We start from the raw sequence: 23,028 nt of genomic DNA, 5'->3' as shown, positions 1-23,028 counted from the left end.
GTCCGCGATCAGCCACGGGCCTCTATTCATTTCTCATCAAAATGCCCAAAGCTTGCCCGATTTTTTCGACAACATCCCGACCGCGACTCTAACCGCATCGACCTGGTCATCATGAGCATCGCCCTTGCCGGTGAACCTGCAGCACTCATCCAGAAAATCAGCGTTCCAGTGCCCGCGAACGATAAAGACCTTGCCCTCTTCCGCGAGGTTCGCCCATGCCAGGGCTCGGGTAAATTTGTCGGTATCGACCTTGACGGCCTTCAGCGGGATCGCCCGCAGCGACGGCTCACGTCTTAGGTCCTGAACCAGAGCCTCGCCGTGCAGAGCTTTTTCGACGCCGTGCCGGGTGTTTTTTTCCTGCTTCATCCGCTGAACGACAAAACGCCGCTGCTCCGGGTATTCGATCCGGCCGCGAAAACCTCCCGAGATGTAGAGATTGCCCTGCTTGTCAAAGCCGCATCGAAAGCTCGCCGTATAGTCGGCCGAGGTCTTCTGCGAGACCGCGAGATCGTAACCTCTGGCCCATTTCAGGTTTTCCGGTTCCTTCTCGACGATCTTGTCTTTGAACCAGCTTCGCTTGAACAACGCACCTTCGAGCGGCGTTGGCCGTTGTTGATAGAGAGCTGCGAACGAATACGCTCCGAGCTTCTTTTCCGCTCTCCGGAGACTCGCGATGTCGTACCGCTCCGGGCACAACGCCTGCCCGACCTTCCGGCCCATCGGGTCTTTCTCTTCGGCGATCGCCGGCAGCCGCAGCACTTCCCAACGCTCGCCGCCTTCCTCCATTTCCTTGAGCAAACGCCCGGCGAGATCATCATCGTGCCATCTGGTCATCGTCAGCACGATCGCACCATCAGGTTCGAGACGCGTGTAAAGATCATCGTTGAACCAGTCCCAGCATTTGTCGCGATAGGCTTCCGATTCGGCCTCCTCGCGGTTCTTGACCGGATCGTCCACCATGATCAGATTGCCGCCGAAACCGGTGATACCGGCACCGACGCCGACCGCACGAATGCCGCCACCGATCGCTGTCTCCCATTCCTCGACCGCCTTGCGGTCCTTGGCGAGAGCGATCCGTTGCTTTGCGATGCGATAGGTCTTTCTTGAAAATCGATTGGCGAGCTTCTGGTTGTACGATCCCAGAATGATGTTCATCTTCGGATCCTGCTCGAGCCTGTACGCGCTATAACGAACCGTCACCGTCTCCGACTTCGAATGCCTCGGCGGCATAAAGATCATCAGCCGCTTTGTGATCCCGTCCGTCACGTCCTGCAGCTTGCGGTAGAGCATAAGCTGATGCTTCCAGCCCCACGACCATTGCGGCGTGACCTGCGGGAGCCATTCCGGAAAGTCGATGCGGTTCAGCCCGAGCCCTTTTCTGGTTTGCTCAAAATCCGCTCGCTGCCGCTGCCGGTGATCATATTTGGTGGCTGGTTTCACGTTTTATTTCGGTGGCAGTTGTAACGACGCTCGCCCGCAACGGTCGGACTCGACGTGTAAATCCGGCTCAAATAGTCACTGAGACTGACGAATGGTTGGTTCGATCGCGGCGTAAAAGAAATAATTTCGCTCTGACCGCAATTACACTGCTTGCATTCGCCAGCCTCGTGGGATGCGTGACTACAGGTTTCGCATTCGGACATTGTTAGTCTTCGACTTTAGTAAGGTCGATGTAAAAGAACTTGCCAAGTTCCAGCTGCTCTGCCGCTGCAGGGTTATCGACCTGCATCGTGAAAGTTCCGGAAGGTGTGGCTTGGGCGAATCGCTGATCTTCGGGTATCGAAGTATCATCTTGCCGCGTCAAGGTGATCTCCTTTGAAGTCGGATTCCATGCGAACGACTTCACCGACGTAACTTGAAATTTTGCTCTAACTGACATAATTGTTTTCTCCTTTTTTTTCGTGGCTAAACTTTATCCGGTCCTTCCTCCTCAACAACGAACTTCCTCTCGGCCCACTCGATCAGCGCATCCTCTGCATCGCACAGCTCCTTCGCCAGTGAGGGCGAGATCTCGATGGCCGCGGCCAGTAGGTGTTTCAAAAAGAATGTCCAGTTGCCGTAGTTATCACGGGCAGCTTCGAGCTTGTCGAGGATCTTGATGCAGTTCTGGGTGTACGTATTGTGCTGCCAGACGAGCTCCTTCGATGCGCGAACGCCTTGAGCCTGGATTTCGATATACGCGGCCTTCCTGATCGTCTCGTTCTCAGCAAGCAGTGATTCGGCCGATGTCGCCGCGGCTGACGTCAGGCTTGCCAAGTGGAGCTTGAGCGAATTATCCCAGCGATATTTCGAGATCCAACCCTCGCGAAAGTTCTCGCCCTTGCCTCGGTTCGTGAGCAGCGACTTGCGAAAGCCCGCCCAGCCCATCCGCTGCATTTCTTCCTCAATGAGGTCGAGACGCTCGCCGTTATATTTCAAATACAGGGCAAAAGCGTCCTTGATCTCCTCGTCGGAATGTCTTTGTCGTGGAGCCATCTATTTGTTGATCAGCAACGAGCCGGCGACGATACCGGCAGCACCGCCGATCACCATCCACTTGAATTTTTTCCAGAACGTGACCTGATTCTTTTTCAGGACCTCGTTCGCCGCCTTTATCGCGGCCGTCTCACGCATCGCCGCCGCGACCGCATTGCGCAGCTGCGTCTTCTCCTCAGCGTCGAGCTCCCGCAGATTTTTCAGCCCGAACGAAACCTTGCTCTCGAGCAGCAAAAGCTCATTCTGTTTCTCGATCTGCACGCCCTGCGAAGCCAGCAGCTTACGCGCCGCTCTCAATTCCTCGACAACCTCCGCACAAGCAGCTCTCAAACCGTCATCTTGGGTAACAGGGGTAGCCGAGGGCACCGAGTTCGCGGCAGAGTTCGTCTGTGCTTGGAGCGTCCAAACGCCGCTCACGAACAGCACGCTCATACTCAGCACGATCACGGTTAACACTCTCAGCAGCACGTTTGACCTCTTCAATTTTTGCATCACGCTTTACCTCAACTTTTGCGAGTTCCTCCTCGCGAATCTTGATCACATTGGCGATCTTTGCTGCCTTCTCCAGAGCCTCGTCACGTTCCTGCCGGGCCTTCGTCGCTTCACGTTCGTAAACCCGAACCTCGCTCCATGTCTGAAACGTATTCCACCAGCTGCCGGCGATCGCAAAGATCACCACGGCGACGAGGGCCAGACTGACAAATTTCTGACTCGCCGAGAGATCAGCCCACAGGTCCGAAATGATTTCTTTGATCGGCACTTTCGTCATCTTTTCTCTGCCAATCCTTTCACGAGTTCCTTGATCTCGTGAAGGTCGCCCTCGATCCTGCCAAACCGCTCGCCCTGCCGCCTGTCAACTTCGGCTGCAAGCCGCTGGTCAAAGTGAATGCCCCCATTTGACCGGTGAGCCTCGAAATCCTTCCAGGTGTCTTCGAGCGACTGGTCCTGCCGCATCTGCGTCTTGTCAAGCTGGTTCACTTTGCCCTCCAGCCGTATGAGCCACGCGATACCGCCGATCACCGCGACCGCAACAGCGAATAAAAATCTTGGGTCTAGCCATGGAGAGTCTTGCATGCATCTATTTGGGCCTGATCACCAGGTTGTGCCGCGTCGGGTCTGTCGCATAGTCAGCCTGCAGCTTGAGTGTTTTCCAGCCAATCACCTTCTCCGCGACGAACCAGACCAGAAAACCAATGAATCCGAGGCTGAGCACTGTCGGCACCAGGATCTTCAGCAGCTCGATCGTCTCCGGAGAGATCTGCACGTTAAACAATTCTTTCAACCCCGCAACGCCACCGACCGCTCCGAGGATTATTGCCCCTTGTGCTTTGAGCTTCGCCATGAAACCGGTCGGCTCCGGAGCATCGACCGTCTTATCTTCCGCGACGAATGTCGGCGGCTGATCAGCAACTGTTGGTTCAGTAGCGGCCTGCGTAGCAGCTTCGTCGGAGGATGTTCGTTCCAGCGGAGTGTCGATAATAGCGGGCTGATCAACTGCCGAATCTTCAAATGGCTCGCCCACCGTCAATCGCTCGCCGGCGACGACTATGTCATCGTCGGTCAACTTGCGGCCGTGAACGTTTAGCGGCAGATCGAGCCGCCAATTATCTCTGGCGATCTGGGCCAGGAAGAAATCAGTTCGATAGTCCGTCACGGCCAAACGGGGTATCGACTCGAGCCAAGCGTCACGCTTTTGCACGTACTCCGTGATCCAGCCTTCCTCGTCGATCGGGCTGCACTTTACGCGGTCACGGATCTTGGCATAGGAACCGTGATTGATCGAGTCATAGATCACCGCCAAACTTAGCGGCAGTTCAAAGCCCGAGCCCTCACACGCATCGATCGCTGGCTGCAGATAAAAGTTCTCGGCGATCATCTGCTGAGCCTGCTTCATCTCGTCCGTCCGAGCCGCAGCTCGCAGAGCGTTTTTGAAAGTGAGGTTCTCGGACCATTTCAAAATATTTCGCCCCGAGTGCAGGTCCGGTAAGGCGAGCCGGAATATTTCCGCTCCAACCTGACCGCCCATACCGAGGTATGTATTCAGAACCTTGTAGAGAGATCCCGACCGATGCGTAAACTGGTTGATGCCGTAGCTCACGCCGGCACCGTCATTCAGCACCGCCACCGCCGCATAATCTCCGAACGGTTTCGCCGTCTCGAAGATATGCACGATCGCAAGTGCCGTCAGTTTTGCTTTCTCGGAAAATCCCATGATCTTGGTCGCGGGAGTCGGATTTGAACCGACGACCCTCGGGTTCGTGAGCGTAGGCGACTACCAGGCTGCTCCATCCCGCAAAATTCTTAGTCCTTCAGTCGGATGTTCACGACCTTCGTCGGCACGGTCGGGATCTCGCAGATCGCATTGATCTCGGTCTCACCCAGAGCTTTGTCGAGCTTGCCCAGGGCAACGCTCACGAACTGCCAGAAATCAACGCTTTTCTTTTTACAAAGGGCCATCAGCTTCTTCAGATCTGGCACACGGACGCCGTTCTTCGAACCGTGAACGACCTCAGCGACAGCGTGTTTCGTTTCGAGCACCGTCGTTTTCGGTTTCGTCCCGAGCCACTCGCGGATCTTTCCCTCGATCTCGTCTGCATTTGCCTGCAGCTTGTCGATCTTCGGATCGTGCTGCTTATTGATCTCAGCGACCGCTGCGTCGTATTTGTCGGTCAGCGGCTGGATCTCTTTCTCGCGAGCAGCCTCAGCCGCCCGCAACTTTTTCATCGTCGCAGCCCAACGCTCCGTTTCGTGCGTCACATCTGATTGTGATAGTGCTTTGCCCACGTCTTTTTCTCCTCGCCGGTCTCGTAAAAAGGAAACCTCTTGACCTTTTCCGGCTTCTCATTTATGGTTATGGCAAGCGAGCCGCCTCCGTCTGTCCAAACAAAAACGGCTCGCCCCCTGATAGCATTGAGCAACACAGTCAGCCCTTTTCCGAACCGGATTGTCTTTGCCGTTTTTGAGAATAAGTCGCTTGGGCGGGCATTTCACTAGCGTTTTCTTTGAATCGCGAGTTTTGCTTAATTCAATCGTTTTCTTGTTTTGTTTGAGATTTGAGAGTGTCCAAATGAATACGCAGATGACCCAGACTTCGCTTTTGCCATTTCCATCGCCCCGCTCGAACGACCGCCTGATCAAGCTCCGCGACGTCGAGCACATCCTCGAGGAATACTTCCACCGCGACAGCCGCCCCAGCCGCTCGACCATCATCGGCTGGATCGAAGACGGCACCCTGAACGGCACCCAGCTCGGCCGCGGCCGCAATTACTACGTATACGAATTAAGCCTCGACAGCTTTAAAACCAAGCTAGCCGCCCAAAACTACGAAATGGCAGCATAAACACAAAAAAGGCGTCCACCCGGACGCCTTTTGCTTTTCTTGTCTTTCAGATCTCAAATCTTTTTGTAGTTATAATCCGCAGCTCGGGGCGATTGAACAACCGGTTGCTGCGTCGTCTGAATGGCAGGTTTGTCATAGTTCATGACCGCCCAAACCAGTGCGATCACCCAACCAACGAACGTCCAACCCAGAAATAGATTCAGCAGAACAATTGCTGCCGTTTGCGGATGACTACTCGCCACCGCCACGATGCTCGGCAAGAAGTAAAAAAACAATCCGCCCAGAAAGACCGCTCCAATGACTAGCAAACCCGCAGCTGCATCGCCACTGCCTTGATTAGCTTGAAACAACATCATATTCGCCTTCCTCATCAAAAACGTATTGTAAATTCCCGAGCTCTCGATCCAGCAGGATCTCTTCTGCCTTCTCCAGACCGTGCTTAAGAATCAAGCCCTCACGCTCCACTTCTCTGAGCTCGTCTTCCATCCATTTAGGCAATTTGCTCATGCTGCCCTCTTCATCTTGTGGATCACGTAACGCACGAGCCCCCAAACTCGGAACGAGTCGGTTCGATCGACGCGTCTGATCGGGTAATCTTCGTTAGCTGGTACCAAATACAAACCATGAGAATGGTGGCGCAGCCTTTTGACCGTATATTCGCCATTTACTTCCGCGATCACAACGTCGCCTGGATTCGCAAATCCGGTCTGCTGGACGGCCAAAATATCGCCGTCATCAATGCCGGCTTCCATTTTCGATTTCATCGACAGGCCGCTTGCCCGGCAATAAACGATATCGTCGCTGCCAGAAAGGTAATCGTCGATGTCGATCCATTCCGGATCCTGTTGTATCGGGGCAGCCGGTCCAGCTGGAATGGCTACCGAGAAATATGGTCGTAATTTGTGCGAGTGTTTGGGTGTGAGAATCTGGATTTGCATGTCGTTCGTGAAATTTATGTCTAGTGTGTTATCCAGCCTTTCGGCGGGTCGTTTCTTCTATTTCGTCGTCGTCGTCGGCTCTAGATAATACGAGTGGGTAAACAGGACGTTTTCTCGAATTACTGACTTCCTCTCTAACGATTTCACGAATCATATCACGAATCTCGCCTTGCGTGTCAAGTGTGAAACGTTGATCATGCGAGACCCGCGAATCGACTATTTCTTGAATTCGATCGTCCACTGACTGCGGTTGATTACTGAAGAACGAGAATCTTTTCGCCCGCCGTCGATCCGAATAAATCCCTTCATCAATAGCCGGGATCAATCCAAATTTCAACATTCCGTGCTGCAACAAGACCTCGCAAAGAATACGAAGTGTGGCTTCGGTTAGGCCGTCTGATCCTATATCAAGATCAGCAAACACGATTGGAGCTTGTTCCTTTGCTACGATACGCAGTCGCTCCATCAGTGCATGATGAACGATATAGGCCAAGTTCCCCGAACCAGATACAAAACGATCACCTTCACCTGTCAATAACCAGTGAAGGCTACAATTCGTCAACTTCGAGATTTTTACAAGCTTCTTGTCGTCCGGGACGCGCCCAGCCATATAAACCTTGACCGTTGCCTCAGAAACCCCCATTTTAGCAGCAATTTGTGCGTATTTGGCGTTGCCAAAAGCAAGTCGCAGTCGTTCACCGAACGTAGATTTTTCCATTTGGTTGACAAAATATAGACGTTTCGCTTGACAGAGGTCTACGATTCGTCTACATTCTAACTCAAGCCTGTAACCTCCGGTTAAAAACTCAGGCTGGTAAACGGGGAATGTTACCATGACACCACGCAAGAACAAAGAAAAACTGATGGACATCGGCAAAACCGTCGCCGATCTGGTCCGTGAATTAAAGGAGCAGTATCCGGACGTTACGGAACGCAGCCTTCGGGCGATGATCGACGATATGATCTGGGGTCGCGATTACTACCCACGCTACGCGATGTACCTCAATACCAATTACGGCTTTAAGTTCACGCGTCCTGACCATAAGCGTCCGGCACGACAGATACTGAAAGCTGCTTAGGCTCGATAGGTTTTGACCATGTGGTCGAGCCTATCTTTTTTGCCCATTTTCGGCTAGGTCCGATTTTCCGAGATTCGTGATAACGAGAGGTCTGATGGAATCCTACGAGGTCTTACAAAAAGCGATACCCGAGCTACAGAGCCCAAAGGTGGCGAAGTTCCTCGGCATATCCGCAAACTACGTCAACCGCTGGCGACGCCGGCCGTCTGACGACGAAGAACCGACCGCAACCGGTCAACGCTCTATCCTGGATCGCATCACTGATCTGATCGACGTAGTTTTCCTGATCAATCCATCCGGCTCCGGCCTGATCATCCAGTACATCGACGCGCACCACGACAACCTGCTTACGACGCACGCCAAGCCGATCCCTTGCCGCGACACCCAGGCTCGAACCGGAGCAATCCTGCTGAGCGAAGCCGTCGAGGCGGTCAATTCTTTGCACGTTGACGGCTGTACACCTGAGACTCTGCAGCAGCTCGTGCAGCTCCGCGACGCAAGCGAATATGCGATCAAACAGGTTGAGAAAACGCTAAATCAGGAGGCAGCAGCGCATGGCCGTGGATAGGACACCATTCAGAATTTTTGACTCGGGTTTCAACCTCATCGCTGTCGCATATTTCAACGGTGAATCGGTGGTGATCACGTTTGGGAGGGAAACAAAGTACGCAGCCGGAGACCGTCTCTGTCTGGCAGTGACATCCCTCAAGGCCTTGATAGGAGAAGAGAAAACAGATGAACAGTCAGCCCAAAACAACTGAGCAGCTCCGGGCCATTTTCGGTCTCGGCAAAAAGCTTAACTGCTCGAAAGAGGATCTCGAAGAGATGGCCGGAAAACGGCTCTCGACGCTGACCTTCGACGAGGCAAACGGAATGATCACTCGCCTTGGCGGTGACGCATTCCCGTCACCTGCCGGTCCGGCACCGCGCCGCACCCAAAACTATCGCAAGCAAAAGCAGCAGATCAAAACGATCGTCACGCCTGCCCAACTCGATAAGCTCGACCGGCTCTGGTTCAAGTTCGACCACCGGACGGCATCCGGTCTCAATACGATCTGCCGCCGTGTTAACCGCGGAGCCGAAAAGCCCCGCACAACCGAGGAATGTAACCGCGTGATCGAAGCGGTCAAGTCCATGAATGCCCGCGAGGTCGCGGGCCGCAAGGAGGCAGCATGACAAGTGATCAGATGTACTTTCTTTCGATGTTTTTCATCATCGCCGGCTCGGTCGGCGTCGGTTTTGGATTCGGACACCTTCGCGGCTATCTGAAAGGCTGGGACTCCGGCTTCAATTCGTGCTCTGCCATCTGGAACCAGTTCCGCGATGCCATCCAGGAGGACGAGGGCGATGTCCTCAACGCCAAGGAGATCAAATGAGTCTGCTTGCCACGATAAACGTCCATGCATGCGACTGGTGCGGCGAGATCGCCGTACTACACACCGATAACGATGTCGATTCGTTCGCGGCAAATTGGTCGGGCGACGACGAAAAGGATTGTTGCCCAACGTGCCAGGAGGAGCTTGAAAAAGATGCTAATTGAATTACATAAACACGTCGATTCGATGCCGCCACAGGGCGATGACTACGCCGGACGCTGTAAGTTTTGCGGTGATCTTGGCGTCAGGATCACTTCGCTCGGCAAGGTCGATGTTTGCCCTGACATTCAGCTCAAGAGACCGCACGTTGAGCCGAATGATGCTGCCAAGATCATCGAGCGTTGCTGCCGTTCGTTGATGTTTCGCAAGGTGCCGGTGAATCCGTTGTCGTTTGACATTGCTCGGGCGTTATCGAGACAGACGACCGATGATCCGGCACCTCGCCAAACCATGCTCGACAAGTATTTCGGTTGGGCGTCGAGCCAGCGTTTGCGGAAGTTTCACCTGGTGATCGAAGACCTGCGCGACGTTTGGCTGTTGCCCGTCGCGAGCCGCAAAGGAACGCCGCACGGTTACTGGATCGCGACTACTGAGGCCGATTTTAAGGAATGGGTAGACCGTTCAAAATCGGCTCCGATCAAGCAGTTAACCACTATTCACAAAGTCGCTCGGGCAAACTATCCGATCCTTGCCGAGCAGCTCGAGCTCGAATTTTGGAAAGATCTGCCGCCCGCTGAAAGGCTGGCTGCATAAAGCTCCGCCAAGTGAGCGAGCCCGGCCGTCTGGCGGAAACCAAATGTTGGCGGTCGGCATTTTCTATCTCGAAAGTCTATGTACTCAGCAATTCCATATCTTGCCCTCGGCGTCGTCCTGGCGACGGCTCTCCTGTGCATTTATCAGGAGGCTCTGGGTATCGATGAGTAGAGAACATCGCGACGATCATCGCTACGAGATCGAAGCACTATCAAAGGGCCTCGCCGTACTCGAGGCCCTCGAAGGGCTCCGGTGGGAACCGGTCAATGTGGCCACGATCATGGAGCGTACCGGCCTCAGCCGAGACACCGTCGATCGCACATTGAAAACCCTTCGCCTCCGCGGCTATGCCATTTGCGAGGCCGGCAAATGGACCGCAGGCAAACGCCTGCAGCGGGTATCTAGGAGCCTGACGCTCCACAAGCTTTAAATTCTTTCACGAAAGAATTTAAAACGCCCATTTTTGAGCAAAGGTCAATAAAACCCTGAAAATTGCAATTCTTGCGCGCACGAATTTAAAGGAGAGAAACGATAGTGAGTGACAAATTAAATAAACAGATCCGCGAACTCGAAGAGGAGCATGCGGCCGAGACCGTCGAATCGCATCTGGAAGCGTTTCGGCAAGAGGATCACGACCGCGCGATGTTCATCCTTGGCGGCGTGAATATCGCAGATAAGATCGCGACCTCGCTGAACGCCGAGGCGATCAAGGCACTGATCACGTTCCAGGAACAAAAGCTGCACGAGGCGTTGGGCTTCGAGACTTTTGTCGCATTCCTCAATGAATCGGAGTATTCGCCGATGTCGAAGCAGCAGTTCTACGACCGCAAAGCGATCCTCGAAAAAGAGGGCGAAAAGATGTTTGACCTGCTCACCGAGTTGGGAGTATCGATGCGCAAGAGAAAGCTGCTCGGCAAGGGAAGTGTGGAGATCGTCGGCGACATTGCCATTGTTCACGATGGCGGCGAAACGACTGAGATTCAGCTAACCGACAGGACACGACTGCTCGAAACCCTCACGGCCTTAGCCGAACGCCAACGCTGAAAAGTCGATCAAGCTCGAACGGCAAAAGGAAATGATAGACAAGCACGCCGATGAGAAACGTGATCTCTACGAAGAAATGGATCGCGTTCGTGCGTCGAAAGCCGCTCCGACTCCGGATGATCACATGATCGCCCGCGTTGAGCTGGGTCTCAGTTTTACACGCCTTCGGGATAGTGCTGCGGGCCTGTCAGAGATCGAGAAGGATCAGTTTCGCGACAGTGTCCTTGAGGACGTCGCCGGCTGGACCGCGAGCCTCCGCGAAGCCTACAAACCCGGCACTGCCGCTGCAAAGCCCGCTGCCGAAGCTGAGATCGTCGGCGAAACATTCGACGATGCTCTGACCAATTTTCTCGACAAGGTCGATCTCGATGATGTCGCGAACGACGGCGAATGAGCCGCTCAACTTTAAATCACAGGAGACTAAATTTTTATCATGAAACGACAAAATTACACCAAAGAACAGAACGAGCTGATTGCCGAAGACTGTGCCGCCTACGGCCTCGAACCTGAGCAAATCATCTTTTTCAGGGACGATCCAAAACCATTCTTCGACCGCGAGGCGACGGCGATCTTGCTCCACAAACTGACTAACGCGGTCGGTATTGAGGACTTTCCTGTCAGCTCGGTTTTCCCGGACAACATTACGATCCAGTACAAGGTCACGTTCGAGGACGGTTCGTTCGCCAGCTCCACCGGCATGGCAAACCTGAACGAAAAGATCGACGGCGAAGCGATGTCTCCCGAACAGATCAAAAGCCTCGCCACGGCCCGAGCTGCACGCAGTGCTTTGACCAATAAGGGTATCGACCTGGTAAAGCTGCACGGTTTTGGCAAGGGCCACAACGTTACTCGGTTTTCGGGACCGCCCGAAACGGAGCACGCAAAGCTGCTTCGCGAGGTTCACGCCCTCGGCGATGAGGTTGGCTACATCATTGGCAGTGACAAGGATCACTGGTACGCCCTATTGATAAGGCGTTACAACAAAACCGCCAGCAATAAACTGAGCGTCGAGCAGCTAAAAGACCTAGCCGCATTCCTTAAATCACAAAGACCTGCCATGCAGCAGGCGGCCTAAAACCAAAACACCTGGTCCCGCTGTCGTTTTCAGCCCGAACGGCAGCGGTCCATCACGACTAGAGCAATGACACGAACTGTACTTGGCGAGTTAGCCAAGGCCGAAATAATCGAGTGCATGGGACGGTGCCGCACACGCTCTGAGCGTAGCAGCGAGGCTGACCGTCTCTCCGCACATTACAAGGTTGGCAAGGATCGCATTTATGCGGTCACGAAGGCCGTCAGGCCGCAGCGAAAGATGAGATCGGACAAAGGAAAACGCATCGTCAATATTCGCCAGGATGAGGCTCTTCGCCTCGTCGCCGGGTGGGTACTCGAGTACGACGTTTCACCTGCCGAGGCGATCAATATGGCTCGTGATCGCGGTCTCGAGGTACCGATCGAGTTTCCGACGCTGACGCGCTACCTTCGCGAGTCCGGGCTTGATAAAAAGCACGCCGCAACGCGACGACACCGCACCGCCGCTTTGAGGCATCGGCTCCGGGCGAGATGTTCCAGTTCGACATCTCCGGTCTTAAATCCCGCTGGCTCGATCAGAAAACCCGGCGTATTATTTCCGTCTCCAGTCTCGAGGTTTCAAAGAACCATGAAAACACCAACAATGATCGTGTCAGAGTTTGGCGTTTCGCTCTCATTGACGATTTTTCCCGCCGTTGCTTTATCCGCTACGTTGGAGTCGCGAAGCCGAATAGCTCACACGTCGTTGATTTCCTGCTGCAGGCGTACAGTGAACTTGGCGTCCCGCAAACCCTTTACACAGATAACGACGCGATCATTAAGTTCGGTCGAAATGCCCGCACTACGGAGATTCTCAATAAGGTTCTCTTAGACCAGGGCGGCTATCAAAACACTTTCCACTTACCCGGTAATTCACGAGCTACCGGCAAGGTCGAACGCCTGCACCAGACCGTCGAGCAGTGCGAGAGATTCATAGGTCCTTACATCGCCGAGCGCGGCCAGCTGACCCTCGAAGCACTTAATGATCAGTTCGCCCGCGGCGTCATGCACAAGCTAAATAACTCAGTCCACAGCGAGACTGGCCAAAAGCCGCTGGAACGCTGGGAAAACACTCTGTCCGTCATACGCCGGCTCGATTATTCATCGCTTCGCTCCGCCTTTATGGCCGATGAGCATGAGGTCAAGCTCAAAGGCGATCTGACGTTCCGGCTCAAAGGCAAAACCTATCAGCTGCCGCAGTCCGAGATCTATCCATTTGCGAACTGGACGACTCGCAGCGAAAAGCTGCGGATCATATTCCCGGACGATCAGCCGTTCTTCACGGTCGTCGGCTTTGATGGCCTTGAGTACGACGTGCCGAAGGATCTCTACAAACCGGACACTGCCGGCGAATACCGCTCGACAGCTCAAACCGATGCGGAAACGCTTCGGAAGGAGCTCAAGCAGGTCGCCAAAGAGGATGCGAAACGCGTCCGCACCGTCTCGTCCGAGGGCCGTGTTGCCGAACCGATCCGGTTCTTCGACGAGTCGGTCAACGATCAGCCAGCAGCGATGCCGAGCAATATTGCCCGTTTCCCAAAACCGGAAACTGTCGCGGTTCCGCTCGAACGCCTCGCCGAGGCAGCCCCCGGACGTGTCCGCGAGGATCTCTACACCGGCCGCATGCTCACCTGTTGGGAAGCCTGCGACCTCTACAAACAACGTTTCTCGACTCTTGCTGAGTGCAAGTCTTTCATGGATTCGATGTTCGCATCGCGTGATGAGACCTGCTTTGTCCCTCAGTCCGAGATCGAGAGTGGCATAGACGCCGGGCGGCAGACCGAAGCCGTTCCGCAGAGGATATTGCGAGCCGTTTAGTGCCGCATTCAAATAGGAGATTTTCCGATGAAACAGTCAGCCCTTCAGCCCGAAGATATTGCCTTTTGCCAGGCGGTAGACGAATTCTGCCAACGCAATGAGATCTCACATCGCAAGCTCGGTCACATGTGTACGTCACCGCAGCAATATTTCTCCAAGTCGAATGCGTTTCGTTTGCGATCGGGCGAGGCTCCACTCATGTTGGTGCGACGTATGCGTCCGATCCTCTTCGACGCTTTTGCTGATTTATTAACTACAAAGGGCCTCACTTCCACTGAGGTCGAAGCCGAACTTTCCACTGTTTTTGAACCACAGGAGTACAACATAATGATCGCCAATCGCTGCCCCCTTACACCCGAGGCCGTTCGCTATTTCGGCTTCAAGTATGATCCCTTCGACGTCGATCGCCTTCCGGTCGAGGACGAGGTCTTTACCAATCCCGAGCTTGATTCGGTCTCTGCCCGCGTCCGCGACGCCGCCGTGCTTTATCAGCGTTTCGTCGCGATCATCGGCGGTGTCGGTTCGGGCAAAACTCTGCTCAAGCTCCGTGTCGCCGGCGAAGTCGAGGGCCACGCCAAGCTGCTCTACCCCGAGTTTTTTGACATGTCCGAGGTCACTGTCCACGGCATCGCGAACAAGATCCTTGCAGAGCTCGGGCAAAAGATCCCTCAGAACAAAGAGGCTCGCGTGTCACGCATTCGCGAGGTCCTCACGCAAATGCAGCTCGAGGGAACGCCCGTCGCGATCGTCCTGGATGAATGCCATCGCCTGCAAAACCGCGTGGTCTCATCGCTCAAAAACTTTTGGGGAAATGACCAATGGCCGCAATGCTCGCCTGCTCGGCGTCCTGCTCTTCGGCCAGCCCGCGTTTGTTGATTCAAAGCTCCGCGAGGTGGAGTTTAAGGAGATCCGTCAGCGTGTCCAGATCATCCAGATGCCCGAGCTGACCAAAAGCACAAAGACCGGCCCGGCTGACATCAGCGGCAGTTCAGCCTACATCCAGCACCGCATCAATGTAGCTGGTGGCAGCTTTGACCAGATGTTCGAGCCTGAAGCGATTCGCCGGATCTGTCTCAATGCTCAATCGCCGCTCGCCCTCGGCAACCTCGCCAACGAGGCCCTCATGGAGGCCTTTCGTCTCGAAGAAAAGAAAGTTCAGGCTGGCTTCGAAATGTTCAAAAAACTCGGTGACGGCCGCTCCGTCGTCGGCATTAGGAGGTCTGCAGCGTGAGGAAGCATGCCGGCACCTGTCTCGAGTATTCGCGAGTTTACGATTCACGCTACCGCAGCCCTGATCACGTCTACCGAAAACGGGTGTGCCAGCGATGCAAACGATCGTTCACAACCCGCGAGATCGAACAGGACGAATACGATCGGCTCATGAAGCTCGACCAGCTCCGGCAGCACATGCACGACATGGCCCTCGAGCTCAGCGGCCGTTTCCTCGACCCTCAACCCGAACCGGGCAAGCCCGCCGCAATGCCTTCGAATCCGCGGCTTTCAATCGAATAAGAACTAAAGTATCAGGCGAAGGCGGCGGGAGTGATGACCCGCCGCCAAGCTTGAAGGAGTTAGCCAATGTTAGAAAAACTCGGACTCGTAAAGCTCGTGGAGGAATGCGGCGAGCTGCAGCAAATAGCTGCTAAGAAAATGGCTCGTATGGATACAGACGAGCACTGGGACGGAGCCGGAAGCCTGAAAGAACGACTCGAAGATGAGATCGGTGACGTGATGGCAGCAGTGTCGGTTGTCGTTGGTAATTTTGACCTTGATGACGATCGAATATTTGCCCGAGGCGATCGAAAAAGGGAGCTGTTTGAAAAGTGGATGACGGAGGATCAAGGCGATGCCAAAGAAATGTGAATGCTGCCGCTTTTATGGAATGTGGCTCGAAAAACCAGTTTGCAATAACTCCAACGCGATTGCCGTCTCGCTCGATATTTCACGCGACATCTGCGACCGCGAAGGCGACGGACACTTCGTCTACTTCGAGCCAAAACACCCGCAAGCCGGAGCCTGTTTCGTCCAGATCATCCGCGAACAGCCCAAAACGCTTGCTCAATCTGCATAAGGAGACCATGAATGTTAGCCACTGTCCAGCCAACATTATTTCAACACGAGACCCGTTCCGCTTCTCTCGATCGGCGCCGAATCTATCGCTATGAACTCTGGCGGCAATGGTCGCCCGAACCGCGCCGGTATGTGAATTTCGTCTGTCTAAACCCATCGACTGCCGATGAAAACACCGACGATCCAACCGTCCGCAAATGCGTCAAATTTACCCGCTCCTGGGGCTTCGACGCTCTATGCATAACCAACCTATTTGCCTTTCGTGCGACCGACTTTAAGGTCGCGATGAAGGTCACCGATCCAGTCGGATTCGGTAACGATCGGCACATTATTTCTGTCGCACAAGACGCCTCTCTAGTCGTCTGTGCATGGAGTCGCAACGGTGCTTTTATGGGCCGCGGCTCGATCGTCCGTCGAATGCTCGCTCGGTTCGATCCTCACTATCTGCGGCTGACTCGGGAACAGCCGTGGCATCCGCTTTATCTGCCCGACAACACTAAGCCCTCGCGATGGTATTCGCGAGATTTTAAAAATAAGGAGACTAAATAATGGCTGATACACAGCAAAAATTCGTTATCTGTCGAACTTACTCTGCGGGAGTTTTCGCAGGGTTTCTTGAGAGCCGCGATGGCAAAGAGGTCGTTCTGACCAAAGCTCGCCGTCTCTGGCGTTGGTATGGTGCTGCGTCCCTTTCGCAGCTCGCGATGGAAGGCACGAAGCAGCCGAAAGACTGCAAGTTCCCGGTAGCCGTAGACCGGGTCGAGCTGACCGAAGCGATCGAGATCCTCGACGTGACGCCGGAGGGCGAAAAAGTCGATTGACGAGGTGCCTGTATGGTCGGTGTAGGTAACGGCGACGGCTACGGCTCCGGCTCCGGCTCCGGCTACGGCGACGGCTCCGGCTACGGCTCCGGCTCCGGCTACGGCGACGGCTCCGGCTCCGGCTACGGCTCCGGCTACGGCTACGGCTCCGGCTACGGCTACGGCTACGGCTACGGCTCCGGCTACGGCTACGGCGACGGCTCCGGCTACGGCTCCGGCGACGGCTACGGCGACGGCTACGGCTCCGGCTAAATCACTACTTCGGGAGCGGTCAAAGCACCGCTCCCGAAACCTAAAGGCAATGAAAAAAAGCGTCCCTGAAAATCTAAAAACTCGCCCGGATCTCGACGACATGACGTGGATCATCTGGCTGCAGCAGCAACCCGAATACAAACCTCTACAGGTCGCTGAGTTGTACCGGAAGATGCTCGAATGGTGCGTGAAAAAAGGGAAAACACCCACCCGACTCCGTCTGCTCAATTGGCTGACCCGAGAATGCGAATCAATGCCCATGTCCTACGAACCGGCGTACTTTGAACCGCCATCAGTTGAGGTCACCCCAGACCCGCCCTGCGAATACTGCGGCAAAGAAAACTGTCTACTACTCCACCGAGAGGAGCGAGGAATTTAAGTGCCCAACCTTCGTTCAAAATTTAAAACCGATCGCTTTGATCAGCTGCCGCTCTCGCGCACCTGTAATAAGTGCGGTAAAGACAAGATGCGTGACGAGATGATCATCCAGCACCGACACGACGACAGCGGTAATTACTACTATTTTCGCCCTCGTTGTAAGGACTGTAACAACTCAGCCGAGCGTGGTCATCGTCGCGAATACAAGACTAAATACCTGCAAAACTGGCGCAAACAAAACGCCGAGGTAAATGAAAGCTATTGGCGAAACGACGAGACGCGGGAAGCTGCTAAAGTCCGGGCCCGGAGCTTCTCCCAGGATCACAAAGACGCGATCGCGATCCAGCGTCGTTTATATAACCGCGGCGAACAGGTGACCATCGCCGCAGCTCGTGAGCTGCTGGCTCTATACGGTCGATGCTACCCAACACGCTACGGATTGACGCTGAAAGGGCTCAAACGATGCGAGCAGATCAGATCACGCTTGCGCAGTCGATCTGAGAAATATCGAATGCTGTCGAGCTTCGAGATCCGCGTCATGGTTTATGAGGAAAGCGAGGAAGAAGTCGGCCTTGTCATTCCACCAGAACAGCAGCCAATTCCGTATCCAAAAGCCGCCGAAAACTTGCGGAATTTTCACCAAAGGAAAAACGCCGAGAAGCCACCGCAGGAGGTGTCCCTATGACAAACGAGTATTGTGATTATTGCCAAGGACTGCAACGCGAGATTGTCGCCTGCGGGTGCTGCAAACAAGCGAAGGAACGCTACGCGAATGCAATCGAAGAGAAACCGAAGACTGATTTCGCCTCGCTGCAGATCGAGAAAGATATACCGCTAATAACGGCTCGTCCATTCGATGGCCTTAGACAGGTGATCGCGAAGATGGAGGTCAACGATTCCGTTTTGGTACCGGGCTTTACACGACGCGATAAATTCCACCATTTGCTTAGACTACCCGACAAGAAATTCACGTCCCGCAAGGTCGAAGGCGGAGTCCGGGTCTGGAGATTGCATGAACGCCGCCACCGCCCGAATTCACTGCCGCCCGGCCGTTAGCGACAAGACCGCCGCGGCACTGATCGAAATGATGCAGGTCGCAGCCAAACAGCTATACGGCTACGAAGGCCCGGTCGATGTAGAGATCCTACCCGACCGTGAAGCATTCTTCGAAACCTACGAAACACCGTCACAAGACGATTTCTTCTATGCCCAGCACATGTTTTAACCTCGAGGGTTTTAAAATGCGAAAGAGCGGCAATCGCCGCTCTTTTTTGTTGTTTTAGTTAGTCGCCCTTGCTCGACTTCTTTGCCTCGTCGTCTTGATATTCGATCTTCTTACCAGACCGAGCTTCGAGGATTGGCAGACTCGTTCGAATGATGTCTTTGCCGAGTTCGAAGATGGCGACTTCCTCCTTTCCATCGGTCCCTTTGTAACCGATTGTTACGAAGTGTTTACGCTTCTTTGAAAAGAGCAAAAACAGCCCGATCGGCCCCAGCAAGATGGCCGACCCGATGGCAGCCCCAACGCGACGTCCGGCTTTCTGTCCGTACTCCAGATCGATCATCTGATCGTATGGAATTGAGTAGGTCTTTTCTACTTTATTCAACTTATAGCTAAACACCAGCTCCTTCGTGTTGTCGAGATCGAGTTTGCCTTCTGCCGGCTTTTTCATGCCCGGAAAGTCTTTATCTTTCGTAGTGCCGCCCTGATAAGCAGCTCCTTTGCTGTCGATGCCGGCAAATACGCTGGACGTCGCGAACAGCGAAATTAGGATGAGAGATGTAAGTATTCGTTTCATTTTGTGAGAACTCCTGAATTATGGGTTTTTTGAGACTGTCGCGATATTATGCCTGGCTCCGGATGAAGTCAAGTTGCGCCGGTTTTGATATATATATATATTGATGGAGCCCTAATTAGAGATGAATGAATTGGAAGATTGATCGCGATATTCGCCAGAATTCAGTTTTGACCCTATCAAAACATTACAACCGATCGAGCGACTCAATTTCCCCCGATTCCGGAGAATATCGTGTTTCACTACCCCTCAATATCTTCTCCCCTCTCAAAGAGTCCCGGAAGGGGACGTTCTCGGCCTCAAATCTCAACTGCGAGACGCGGGAGCCAATGTTTGGTTCATATATGCCAACGAGGCGGGACATGGCGTCGGAGGACGCTTCGTCACGGCGGCGATGTATGAATTTATTAAGACTCACATACGGAGGAAATGAAATGAAACGAATCAAAACTCTTCTCTTGGGGATGGCCTTGACAACCGTGTTAGCGGGCAATATTTTCGCAACTGGCGGGGTGTTGCCAGCAACCAGTGGCATCGTCACCTATGCGTTGACCGCGTTGCTATCGCTCGCGGGCGGCAATGATCAATGTCCCCTGCGACAGTGTACGACTTGTAGGCCGAACAATGAGGGCGGTGATAATGGCAATGGTGATTGTCGTCCTACACCGGACTAGGAGTAACTTTGATGAGAAACAAACCGAACATGTGGGCTTGTGCGACAAGATCAATTCTGGTCATTTTCGCATTAGCCCTCATGTCGGAAAAATCTTTGAGCCAACCCGGTTCACAGAACATTTCTAAGCTATATTCAAAGGGATACTTTGAAGAAGTAGCCAAACTCGCCCCTGCTCAAATCTCGCGACTCTCACAATCCGGACGATTGTCAGAAGCATCTCATATAGCCTTTCGAACTTGTCGGACTTTCATCCAACTGGGTCGATATGATGAAGCTGCTCAGGTTGTTGATCCATTCATTTCCGATCCCAAACTACGAATTCGCTTTCCCGACTCTGTCGTATCTCTTTACCTATGTAAGGCAGCAGTTTTTCGTTCAAAGCGTGATTTTGGAGCGGCTTGAAAACCTGCGACTAGCGAACTCAATGTCGACAAATGACTCAGCATCGCTCGCAGCTTACCAGTTGGAGGTCGGTCGGACCCTATATTCAGCGGGTCATGATTTTGCAGCGATCATATGGTTGGAAAAAGCTGAGAAAGAGGCTCTGGCGAACGGCCACATTTCGATTTACTATGACGCACTACGATTTCTGAGCCTAGCTTGGAGTGCGAAATTCTACTATGCCAACGCTCTTATTTATGCGGAACAATTAGTTGCGAAATCTTCAATGGGAGAATTCGAACATCGCAACAGAATCGCTCATCTTGAATTAGCGAACCTGCTCGATGTCACCGGTCAGCCACAACGATCGAGGGACCTGTATCTCAAGGGCCTGGCCCTTTCGACTCGAGCTAGAGTGGACTATCACGCCGGACAGTTCCTTTCAAGCCTCTTGCTGCGATCGTTATATGAGAATGATATTGAAGCCGCTAAAAACTACCTGGCAGGATTGGAATCAATCGATAAACAAAAGCAGTTTAGTTTTGAGCGTCTTCTAGGGCGGGCCTTGGTCGAGAACTTCAAGGGAAACCCATTAGTCTCAGAGGAGTATTTTTCAAGGCTGGCAAACGAGAAAGGCACTTCCGATTTCATTGTTCCCTATTGGAGAAGCACGATTGCCGAGCGAGATCAGAACTGGAAAGAACTTATCACGAATGCTCATCATCTACGTAAATTGACGGAAAATGAAAATTTTCAAGACGACCTTCCCCGGATCTATTTCAAACTCGCATTGGGTTCATGGCGGCTAGGCGACGAGCGATCTGCGAGGGAATATGCGGCAAAATCGCTCTCCTTGTTTGAGCCTTTTCGAAACTCACCTACCGTCGATCTTTCGATTGCGATGATGGAGGTTCACCATTCCGTCTATAGGCTACTCAGCGAGATTGAGGTTGCTGGCAATCCCACGAAAGCCTTTGAATATTCTGAGCTACTTAAAGCAAATCTGCTTAGGGGACAGAATCGAACGGTCCGTCCTGAAGCCACGTCCTGATCTATCCGAATCGATCCGAAACAGACTTCTCGCGACTTCTCGCAACTACATTGAAGGAAAAGAAGATGAGGCGGCCCTAATAGAGTTGGAAAACGGCATCGTGAGAGATAAACAAACAGCGAGCAAGGAAATTCCGGATCTCTCGACACAGGGCTTGAAAATTCCCGAGGACGTGACAGTAGTTTCCTATGAATTCACGTCGTCAGGCAAACTCCTTGCGTTCGTACTGGAATCTAAAAAACCGTTGCGTTCCTTGGAACTTGACATCACAGAAGGAGATATCTCTAAACTCGCGTCAGAGACCCTAATTAAAATAAAGGATCGAATATTCTTCAAGAGCGACGCTAAGAGACTCTACGATTTACTGTTTAAACCATTAGACCTAAAATCCCGTCACCTTGTAGTTGTTCCTGACAAGCTTTTATGGAGAATACCTTTCCATGCCCTGAGCCCAGACGGTAATAAGTACTTAATCGAAACCAATTCCGTCTCTTATTCACCGTCGGTTTACTTGCTGAAGCAACAGCTTTCATCCCAGCCGCCCCGCAGACAAACTATTCAGATCTTTGCGAACGATACGTTCAACCGACAGAAACTAGCCTATGTAAATAGCGAGGCGATAAATATTGGAAAGCTATTCGGAATCTTGCCTCAGCTCCATGCCTCGAAATCAGATTTCCTAAAATCTGCTGCGGAAACTGACATCCTTCATTTTTCCATGCATGCTCAACTAGATAGCGAAAATTCCTTATCTTCATTTCTTGCCTTTCAGCAATATGCCGGGGACTCTGGCGAATTGACGGTCAACGATCTCCTATCGACCCGCCTTAAGCCAAACAACTTAGCATTCCTCGCATCTTGCGACACGAGCAAAGTGCAAAGCGGCGAAGGGCTGGTCAGTATTCCGTGGGCAATGCTGGGTTCAGGGAGCACATCGGTGATCTCATCTCAGTGGGGGGTAAATGACAAGTCAACGCAATTATTTGCTACTGCGTTTTATGCTGAGTACCTCAAAGGACACTCCACTTCGATCGCTTTACAGAAAGCAGCGATTTCATTAATCCAAAACAAGCAACATGGGTTTCATGAGCCATACTTTTGGGCAGCCTTTAATATTCTCGGGGATTTTCGCTAGATTTGGCTTCTTTTTGAATCAGACTGTCGTGCAGGCGCTCCAATCTGGATCAATTTCGCGCCAAAACTCGCCATATTCTACTCTTTAAGTGAGGAATAAATCTTGCAATGTATGCAGCAACTATGGTGCATTATGGAAAGTGAGTTTGTTGTCATATCAAAAATCGAATTTGCCACCTTGCTTCGTGAAGTCATTAATGAAGAGATCGAAGCTCAAATTGGCCCTCTCAAAGCAGTAATTGCGATTAAGCAAAAAGACGCATGTGGCGCGGTTGGGATTACGGATGATACAGCTCGTCACAGAGTCGTCCATGGCGAGGTGTCCCCACTGCAGAAGGACGGATCTAGACTGATATATTTCGAATTAAACGCCCTACAAGGACTAAGGCCCAGAAAATCGCTAAGAAAAAAGTGAAAGGTTTAGAAGATCAAATAGATACTAAAATAGATAAATAACGAAAAAGGCGTCCGTGTTGGACGCCTTAACTGTTGCAATAATTGGTGATCCGAGCAGGACTCGAACCTGCGACCCAGTGGTTAAAAGCCACTTGCTCTACCGACTGAGCTATCGGACC

General features: G+C 53.0%; 41 protein-coding genes and 2 tRNA genes. 28 read left to right on the top strand and 15 right to left on the bottom strand.

The genetic code is table 11. The features are described 5' to 3' along the window. Positions 1-36: 36 nt before the first annotated feature. The 9 genes from terL to IPG22_16495 all read right to left on the bottom strand — a co-directional run bounded on the left by terL (position 37) and on the right by IPG22_16495 (position 5,259). Positions 37-1,440: a phage terminase large subunit gene (gene terL / locus IPG22_16535; protein MBK6589895.1), complete on the bottom strand. Its 1,404-nt coding sequence runs from the start codon at positions 1,438-1,440 to the stop codon at positions 37-39. 205 nt (positions 1,441-1,645) lie between these two features. Next, a complete protein-coding gene (locus tag IPG22_16530) occupies positions 1,646-1,846 on the bottom strand; it encodes a hypothetical protein (GenBank protein MBK6589894.1) in 201 nt (66 codons plus the stop codon). A 59-nt stretch (positions 1,847-1,905) separates the two neighbouring features. Beyond that, positions 1,906-2,475 (bottom strand): hypothetical protein, encoded by a 570-nt coding sequence (locus IPG22_16525; protein ID MBK6589893.1) that lies wholly within the window; start codon positions 2,473-2,475, stop codon positions 1,906-1,908. Then, on the bottom strand, positions 2,476-2,805 hold the full coding sequence (locus IPG22_16520; GenBank protein MBK6589892.1) for a hypothetical protein: 330 nt from the start codon (positions 2,803-2,805) through the stop codon (positions 2,476-2,478). Between the two features lie 4 nt (positions 2,806-2,809). Continuing rightward, positions 2,810-3,244, bottom strand: coding sequence for a hypothetical protein (locus IPG22_16515; GenBank protein MBK6589891.1), 435 nt, complete (start codon positions 3,242-3,244; stop codon positions 2,810-2,812). Continuing rightward, the gene (locus IPG22_16510) at positions 3,241-3,549 is read right to left on the bottom strand and encodes a hypothetical protein (GenBank protein MBK6589890.1); all 309 of its coding nucleotides are present in this window, start codon (positions 3,547-3,549) and stop codon (positions 3,241-3,243) included. Before IPG22_16510 ends, IPG22_16515 begins: the two co-directional genes overlap by 4 nt. A gap of 4 nt (positions 3,550-3,553) precedes the next feature. Beyond that, positions 3,554-4,687 (bottom strand): chitosanase, encoded by a 1,134-nt coding sequence (locus IPG22_16505; GenBank protein MBK6589889.1) that lies wholly within the window; start codon positions 4,685-4,687, stop codon positions 3,554-3,556. Positions 4,688-4,692: 5 nt separating this feature from the next. Further along, positions 4,693-4,770: transfer RNA gene (locus tag IPG22_16500), tRNA-OTHER, on the bottom strand. Between the two features lie 6 nt (positions 4,771-4,776). Then, positions 4,777-5,259, bottom strand: a complete 483-nt coding sequence (locus tag IPG22_16495) for a hypothetical protein (GenBank protein MBK6589888.1) — start codon at positions 5,257-5,259, stop codon at positions 4,777-4,779. Positions 5,260-5,542: 283 nt separating this feature from the next. On the opposite strand from IPG22_16495, the gene IPG22_16490 reads away from it, so the two are divergent. Then, the gene (locus IPG22_16490) at positions 5,543-5,815 is read left to right on the top strand and encodes a hypothetical protein (protein MBK6589887.1); all 273 of its coding nucleotides are present in this window, start codon (positions 5,543-5,545) and stop codon (positions 5,813-5,815) included. 53 nt (positions 5,816-5,868) lie between these two features. On the opposite strand, the gene IPG22_16485 is transcribed toward IPG22_16490, so the two are convergent. The 4 genes from IPG22_16485 to IPG22_16470 are packed head-to-tail and all read right to left on the bottom strand — an operon-like array spanning position 5,869 to position 7,471. After that, entirely contained in the window at positions 5,869-6,168 is a 300-nt protein-coding gene (locus IPG22_16485) for a superinfection immunity protein (GenBank protein ID MBK6589886.1), read from the bottom strand. After that, positions 6,152-6,322: a hypothetical protein gene (locus IPG22_16480; GenBank protein MBK6589885.1), complete on the bottom strand. Its 171-nt coding sequence runs from the start codon at positions 6,320-6,322 to the stop codon at positions 6,152-6,154. Before IPG22_16480 ends, IPG22_16485 begins: the two co-directional genes overlap by 17 nt. Beyond that, positions 6,319-6,753: a hypothetical protein gene (locus IPG22_16475; GenBank protein MBK6589884.1), complete on the bottom strand. Its 435-nt coding sequence runs from the start codon at positions 6,751-6,753 to the stop codon at positions 6,319-6,321. The genes IPG22_16480 and IPG22_16475 overlap by 4 nt, the downstream gene beginning before the upstream one ends. 28 nt (positions 6,754-6,781) lie before the next feature. Beyond that, a complete protein-coding gene (locus tag IPG22_16470) occupies positions 6,782-7,471 on the bottom strand; it encodes a helix-turn-helix domain-containing protein (protein ID MBK6589883.1) in 690 nt (229 codons plus the stop codon). A 115-nt stretch (positions 7,472-7,586) separates the two neighbouring features. On the opposite strand from IPG22_16470, the gene IPG22_16465 reads away from it, so the two are divergent. The 23 genes from IPG22_16465 (at position 7,587) to IPG22_16355 (ending at position 18,640) form a co-directional block, all read left to right on the top strand. Further along, positions 7,587-7,832, top strand: a complete 246-nt coding sequence (locus tag IPG22_16465) for a hypothetical protein (protein ID MBK6589882.1) — start codon at positions 7,587-7,589, stop codon at positions 7,830-7,832. 94 nt (positions 7,833-7,926) lie between these two features. After that, positions 7,927-8,400, top strand: a complete 474-nt coding sequence (locus tag IPG22_16460; protein MBK6589881.1) for a hypothetical protein — start codon at positions 7,927-7,929, stop codon at positions 8,398-8,400. 167 nt (positions 8,401-8,567) lie between these two features. Continuing rightward, positions 8,568-9,008 carry a hypothetical protein gene (locus tag IPG22_16455; protein ID MBK6589880.1) on the top strand — a complete coding sequence of 147 codons (441 nt, stop codon included), beginning with the start codon at positions 8,568-8,570 and terminating at the stop codon, positions 9,006-9,008. Continuing rightward, positions 9,005-9,208 (top strand): hypothetical protein, encoded by a 204-nt coding sequence (locus IPG22_16450; GenBank protein ID MBK6589879.1) that lies wholly within the window; start codon positions 9,005-9,007, stop codon positions 9,206-9,208. Before IPG22_16455 ends, IPG22_16450 begins: the two co-directional genes overlap by 4 nt. Next, positions 9,205-9,372, top strand: coding sequence for a hypothetical protein (locus IPG22_16445; GenBank protein ID MBK6589878.1), 168 nt, complete (start codon positions 9,205-9,207; stop codon positions 9,370-9,372). Before IPG22_16450 ends, IPG22_16445 begins: the two co-directional genes overlap by 4 nt. Then, entirely contained in the window at positions 9,362-9,961 is a 600-nt protein-coding gene (locus IPG22_16440) for a hypothetical protein (protein MBK6589877.1), read from the top strand. Before IPG22_16445 ends, IPG22_16440 begins: the two co-directional genes overlap by 11 nt. 163 nt (positions 9,962-10,124) lie before the next feature. After that, positions 10,125-10,391, top strand: a complete 267-nt coding sequence (locus tag IPG22_16435; GenBank protein MBK6589876.1) for a helix-turn-helix domain-containing protein — start codon at positions 10,125-10,127, stop codon at positions 10,389-10,391. 104 nt (positions 10,392-10,495) lie between these two features. Further along, the gene (locus IPG22_16430) at positions 10,496-11,005 is read left to right on the top strand and encodes a hypothetical protein (protein MBK6589875.1); all 510 of its coding nucleotides are present in this window, start codon (positions 10,496-10,498) and stop codon (positions 11,003-11,005) included. Positions 11,006-11,036: 31 nt separating this feature from the next. Next, positions 11,037-11,399 carry a hypothetical protein gene (locus IPG22_16425; GenBank protein MBK6589874.1) on the top strand — a complete coding sequence of 121 codons (363 nt, stop codon included), beginning with the start codon at positions 11,037-11,039 and terminating at the stop codon, positions 11,397-11,399. 39 nt (positions 11,400-11,438) lie between these two features. Next, positions 11,439-12,080 (top strand): hypothetical protein, encoded by a 642-nt coding sequence (locus IPG22_16420; protein MBK6589873.1) that lies wholly within the window; start codon positions 11,439-11,441, stop codon positions 12,078-12,080. A gap of 488 nt (positions 12,081-12,568) precedes the next feature. Beyond that, a complete protein-coding gene (locus IPG22_16415; GenBank protein ID MBK6589872.1) occupies positions 12,569-13,894 on the top strand; it encodes a transposase family protein in 1,326 nt (441 codons plus the stop codon). 27 nt (positions 13,895-13,921) lie between these two features. Beyond that, positions 13,922-14,770, top strand: coding sequence for an AAA family ATPase (locus IPG22_16410; protein ID MBK6589871.1), 849 nt, complete (start codon positions 13,922-13,924; stop codon positions 14,768-14,770). Beyond that, a complete protein-coding gene (locus tag IPG22_16405) occupies positions 14,706-15,125 on the top strand; it encodes a hypothetical protein (protein MBK6589870.1) in 420 nt (139 codons plus the stop codon). The genes IPG22_16410 and IPG22_16405 overlap by 65 nt, the downstream gene beginning before the upstream one ends. Beyond that, positions 15,122-15,406 carry a hypothetical protein gene (locus IPG22_16400; GenBank protein MBK6589869.1) on the top strand — a complete coding sequence of 95 codons (285 nt, stop codon included), beginning with the start codon at positions 15,122-15,124 and terminating at the stop codon, positions 15,404-15,406. The genes IPG22_16405 and IPG22_16400 overlap by 4 nt, the downstream gene beginning before the upstream one ends. A gap of 66 nt (positions 15,407-15,472) precedes the next feature. Further along, entirely contained in the window at positions 15,473-15,757 is a 285-nt protein-coding gene (locus tag IPG22_16395; GenBank protein MBK6589868.1) for a hypothetical protein, read from the top strand. Continuing rightward, positions 15,741-15,965, top strand: coding sequence for a hypothetical protein (locus IPG22_16390; protein MBK6589867.1), 225 nt, complete (start codon positions 15,741-15,743; stop codon positions 15,963-15,965). Before IPG22_16395 ends, IPG22_16390 begins: the two co-directional genes overlap by 17 nt. Positions 15,966-15,976: 11 nt before the next feature. Further along, positions 15,977-16,513 carry a DUF1643 domain-containing protein gene (locus tag IPG22_16385; GenBank protein ID MBK6589866.1) on the top strand — a complete coding sequence of 179 codons (537 nt, stop codon included), beginning with the start codon at positions 15,977-15,979 and terminating at the stop codon, positions 16,511-16,513. Continuing rightward, positions 16,513-16,785, top strand: a complete 273-nt coding sequence (locus tag IPG22_16380; protein ID MBK6589865.1) for a hypothetical protein — start codon at positions 16,513-16,515, stop codon at positions 16,783-16,785. The genes IPG22_16385 and IPG22_16380 overlap by 1 nt, the downstream gene beginning before the upstream one ends. 12 nt (positions 16,786-16,797) lie before the next feature. Beyond that, complete coding sequence (locus IPG22_16375; GenBank protein MBK6589864.1) at positions 16,798-17,037, top strand: hypothetical protein; 240 nt, start codon at positions 16,798-16,800, stop codon at positions 17,035-17,037. A gap of 49 nt (positions 17,038-17,086) precedes the next feature. Continuing rightward, complete coding sequence (locus tag IPG22_16370; protein ID MBK6589863.1) at positions 17,087-17,416, top strand: hypothetical protein; 330 nt, start codon at positions 17,087-17,089, stop codon at positions 17,414-17,416. Beyond that, positions 17,417-18,100: a hypothetical protein gene (locus IPG22_16365; GenBank protein ID MBK6589862.1), complete on the top strand. Its 684-nt coding sequence runs from the start codon at positions 17,417-17,419 to the stop codon at positions 18,098-18,100. It abuts the gene before it with no gap. Beyond that, on the top strand, positions 18,097-18,471 hold the full coding sequence (locus tag IPG22_16360; GenBank protein MBK6589861.1) for a hypothetical protein: 375 nt from the start codon (positions 18,097-18,099) through the stop codon (positions 18,469-18,471). The genes IPG22_16365 and IPG22_16360 overlap by 4 nt, the downstream gene beginning before the upstream one ends. After that, positions 18,428-18,640, top strand: a complete 213-nt coding sequence (locus IPG22_16355; GenBank protein ID MBK6589860.1) for a hypothetical protein — start codon at positions 18,428-18,430, stop codon at positions 18,638-18,640. Before IPG22_16360 ends, IPG22_16355 begins: the two co-directional genes overlap by 44 nt. A 58-nt stretch (positions 18,641-18,698) precedes the next feature. On the opposite strand, the gene IPG22_16350 is transcribed toward IPG22_16355, so the two are convergent. Continuing rightward, positions 18,699-19,214: a hypothetical protein gene (locus tag IPG22_16350; GenBank protein MBK6589859.1), complete on the bottom strand. Its 516-nt coding sequence runs from the start codon at positions 19,212-19,214 to the stop codon at positions 18,699-18,701. A 431-nt stretch (positions 19,215-19,645) separates the two neighbouring features. Between IPG22_16350 and IPG22_16345 the strand changes: the two genes are divergently transcribed. The 4 genes from IPG22_16345 (at position 19,646) to IPG22_16330 (ending at position 22,868) form a co-directional block, all read left to right on the top strand. After that, positions 19,646-19,885 (top strand): hypothetical protein, encoded by a 240-nt coding sequence (locus IPG22_16345; protein MBK6589858.1) that lies wholly within the window; start codon positions 19,646-19,648, stop codon positions 19,883-19,885. A 267-nt stretch (positions 19,886-20,152) separates the two neighbouring features. After that, positions 20,153-21,319: a hypothetical protein gene (locus IPG22_16340; GenBank protein MBK6589857.1), complete on the top strand. Its 1,167-nt coding sequence runs from the start codon at positions 20,153-20,155 to the stop codon at positions 21,317-21,319. Between the two features lie 85 nt (positions 21,320-21,404). Continuing rightward, positions 21,405-22,454 (top strand): CHAT domain-containing protein, encoded by a 1,050-nt coding sequence (locus IPG22_16335; protein ID MBK6589856.1) that lies wholly within the window; start codon positions 21,405-21,407, stop codon positions 22,452-22,454. 132 nt (positions 22,455-22,586) lie between these two features. Beyond that, entirely contained in the window at positions 22,587-22,868 is a 282-nt protein-coding gene (locus IPG22_16330) for a hypothetical protein (GenBank protein ID MBK6589855.1), read from the top strand. 84 nt (positions 22,869-22,952) lie between these two features. On the opposite strand, the gene IPG22_16325 is transcribed toward IPG22_16330, so the two are convergent. Continuing rightward, positions 22,953-23,028: transfer RNA gene (locus IPG22_16325), tRNA-Lys, on the bottom strand.

The sequence above is a fragment of the Acidobacteriota bacterium genome, from assembly GCA_016703965.1.
Classification (GTDB): domain Bacteria; phylum Acidobacteriota; class Blastocatellia; order Pyrinomonadales; family Pyrinomonadaceae; genus OLB17.
This window is presented reverse-complemented; position numbering and strand designations above follow the sequence as displayed.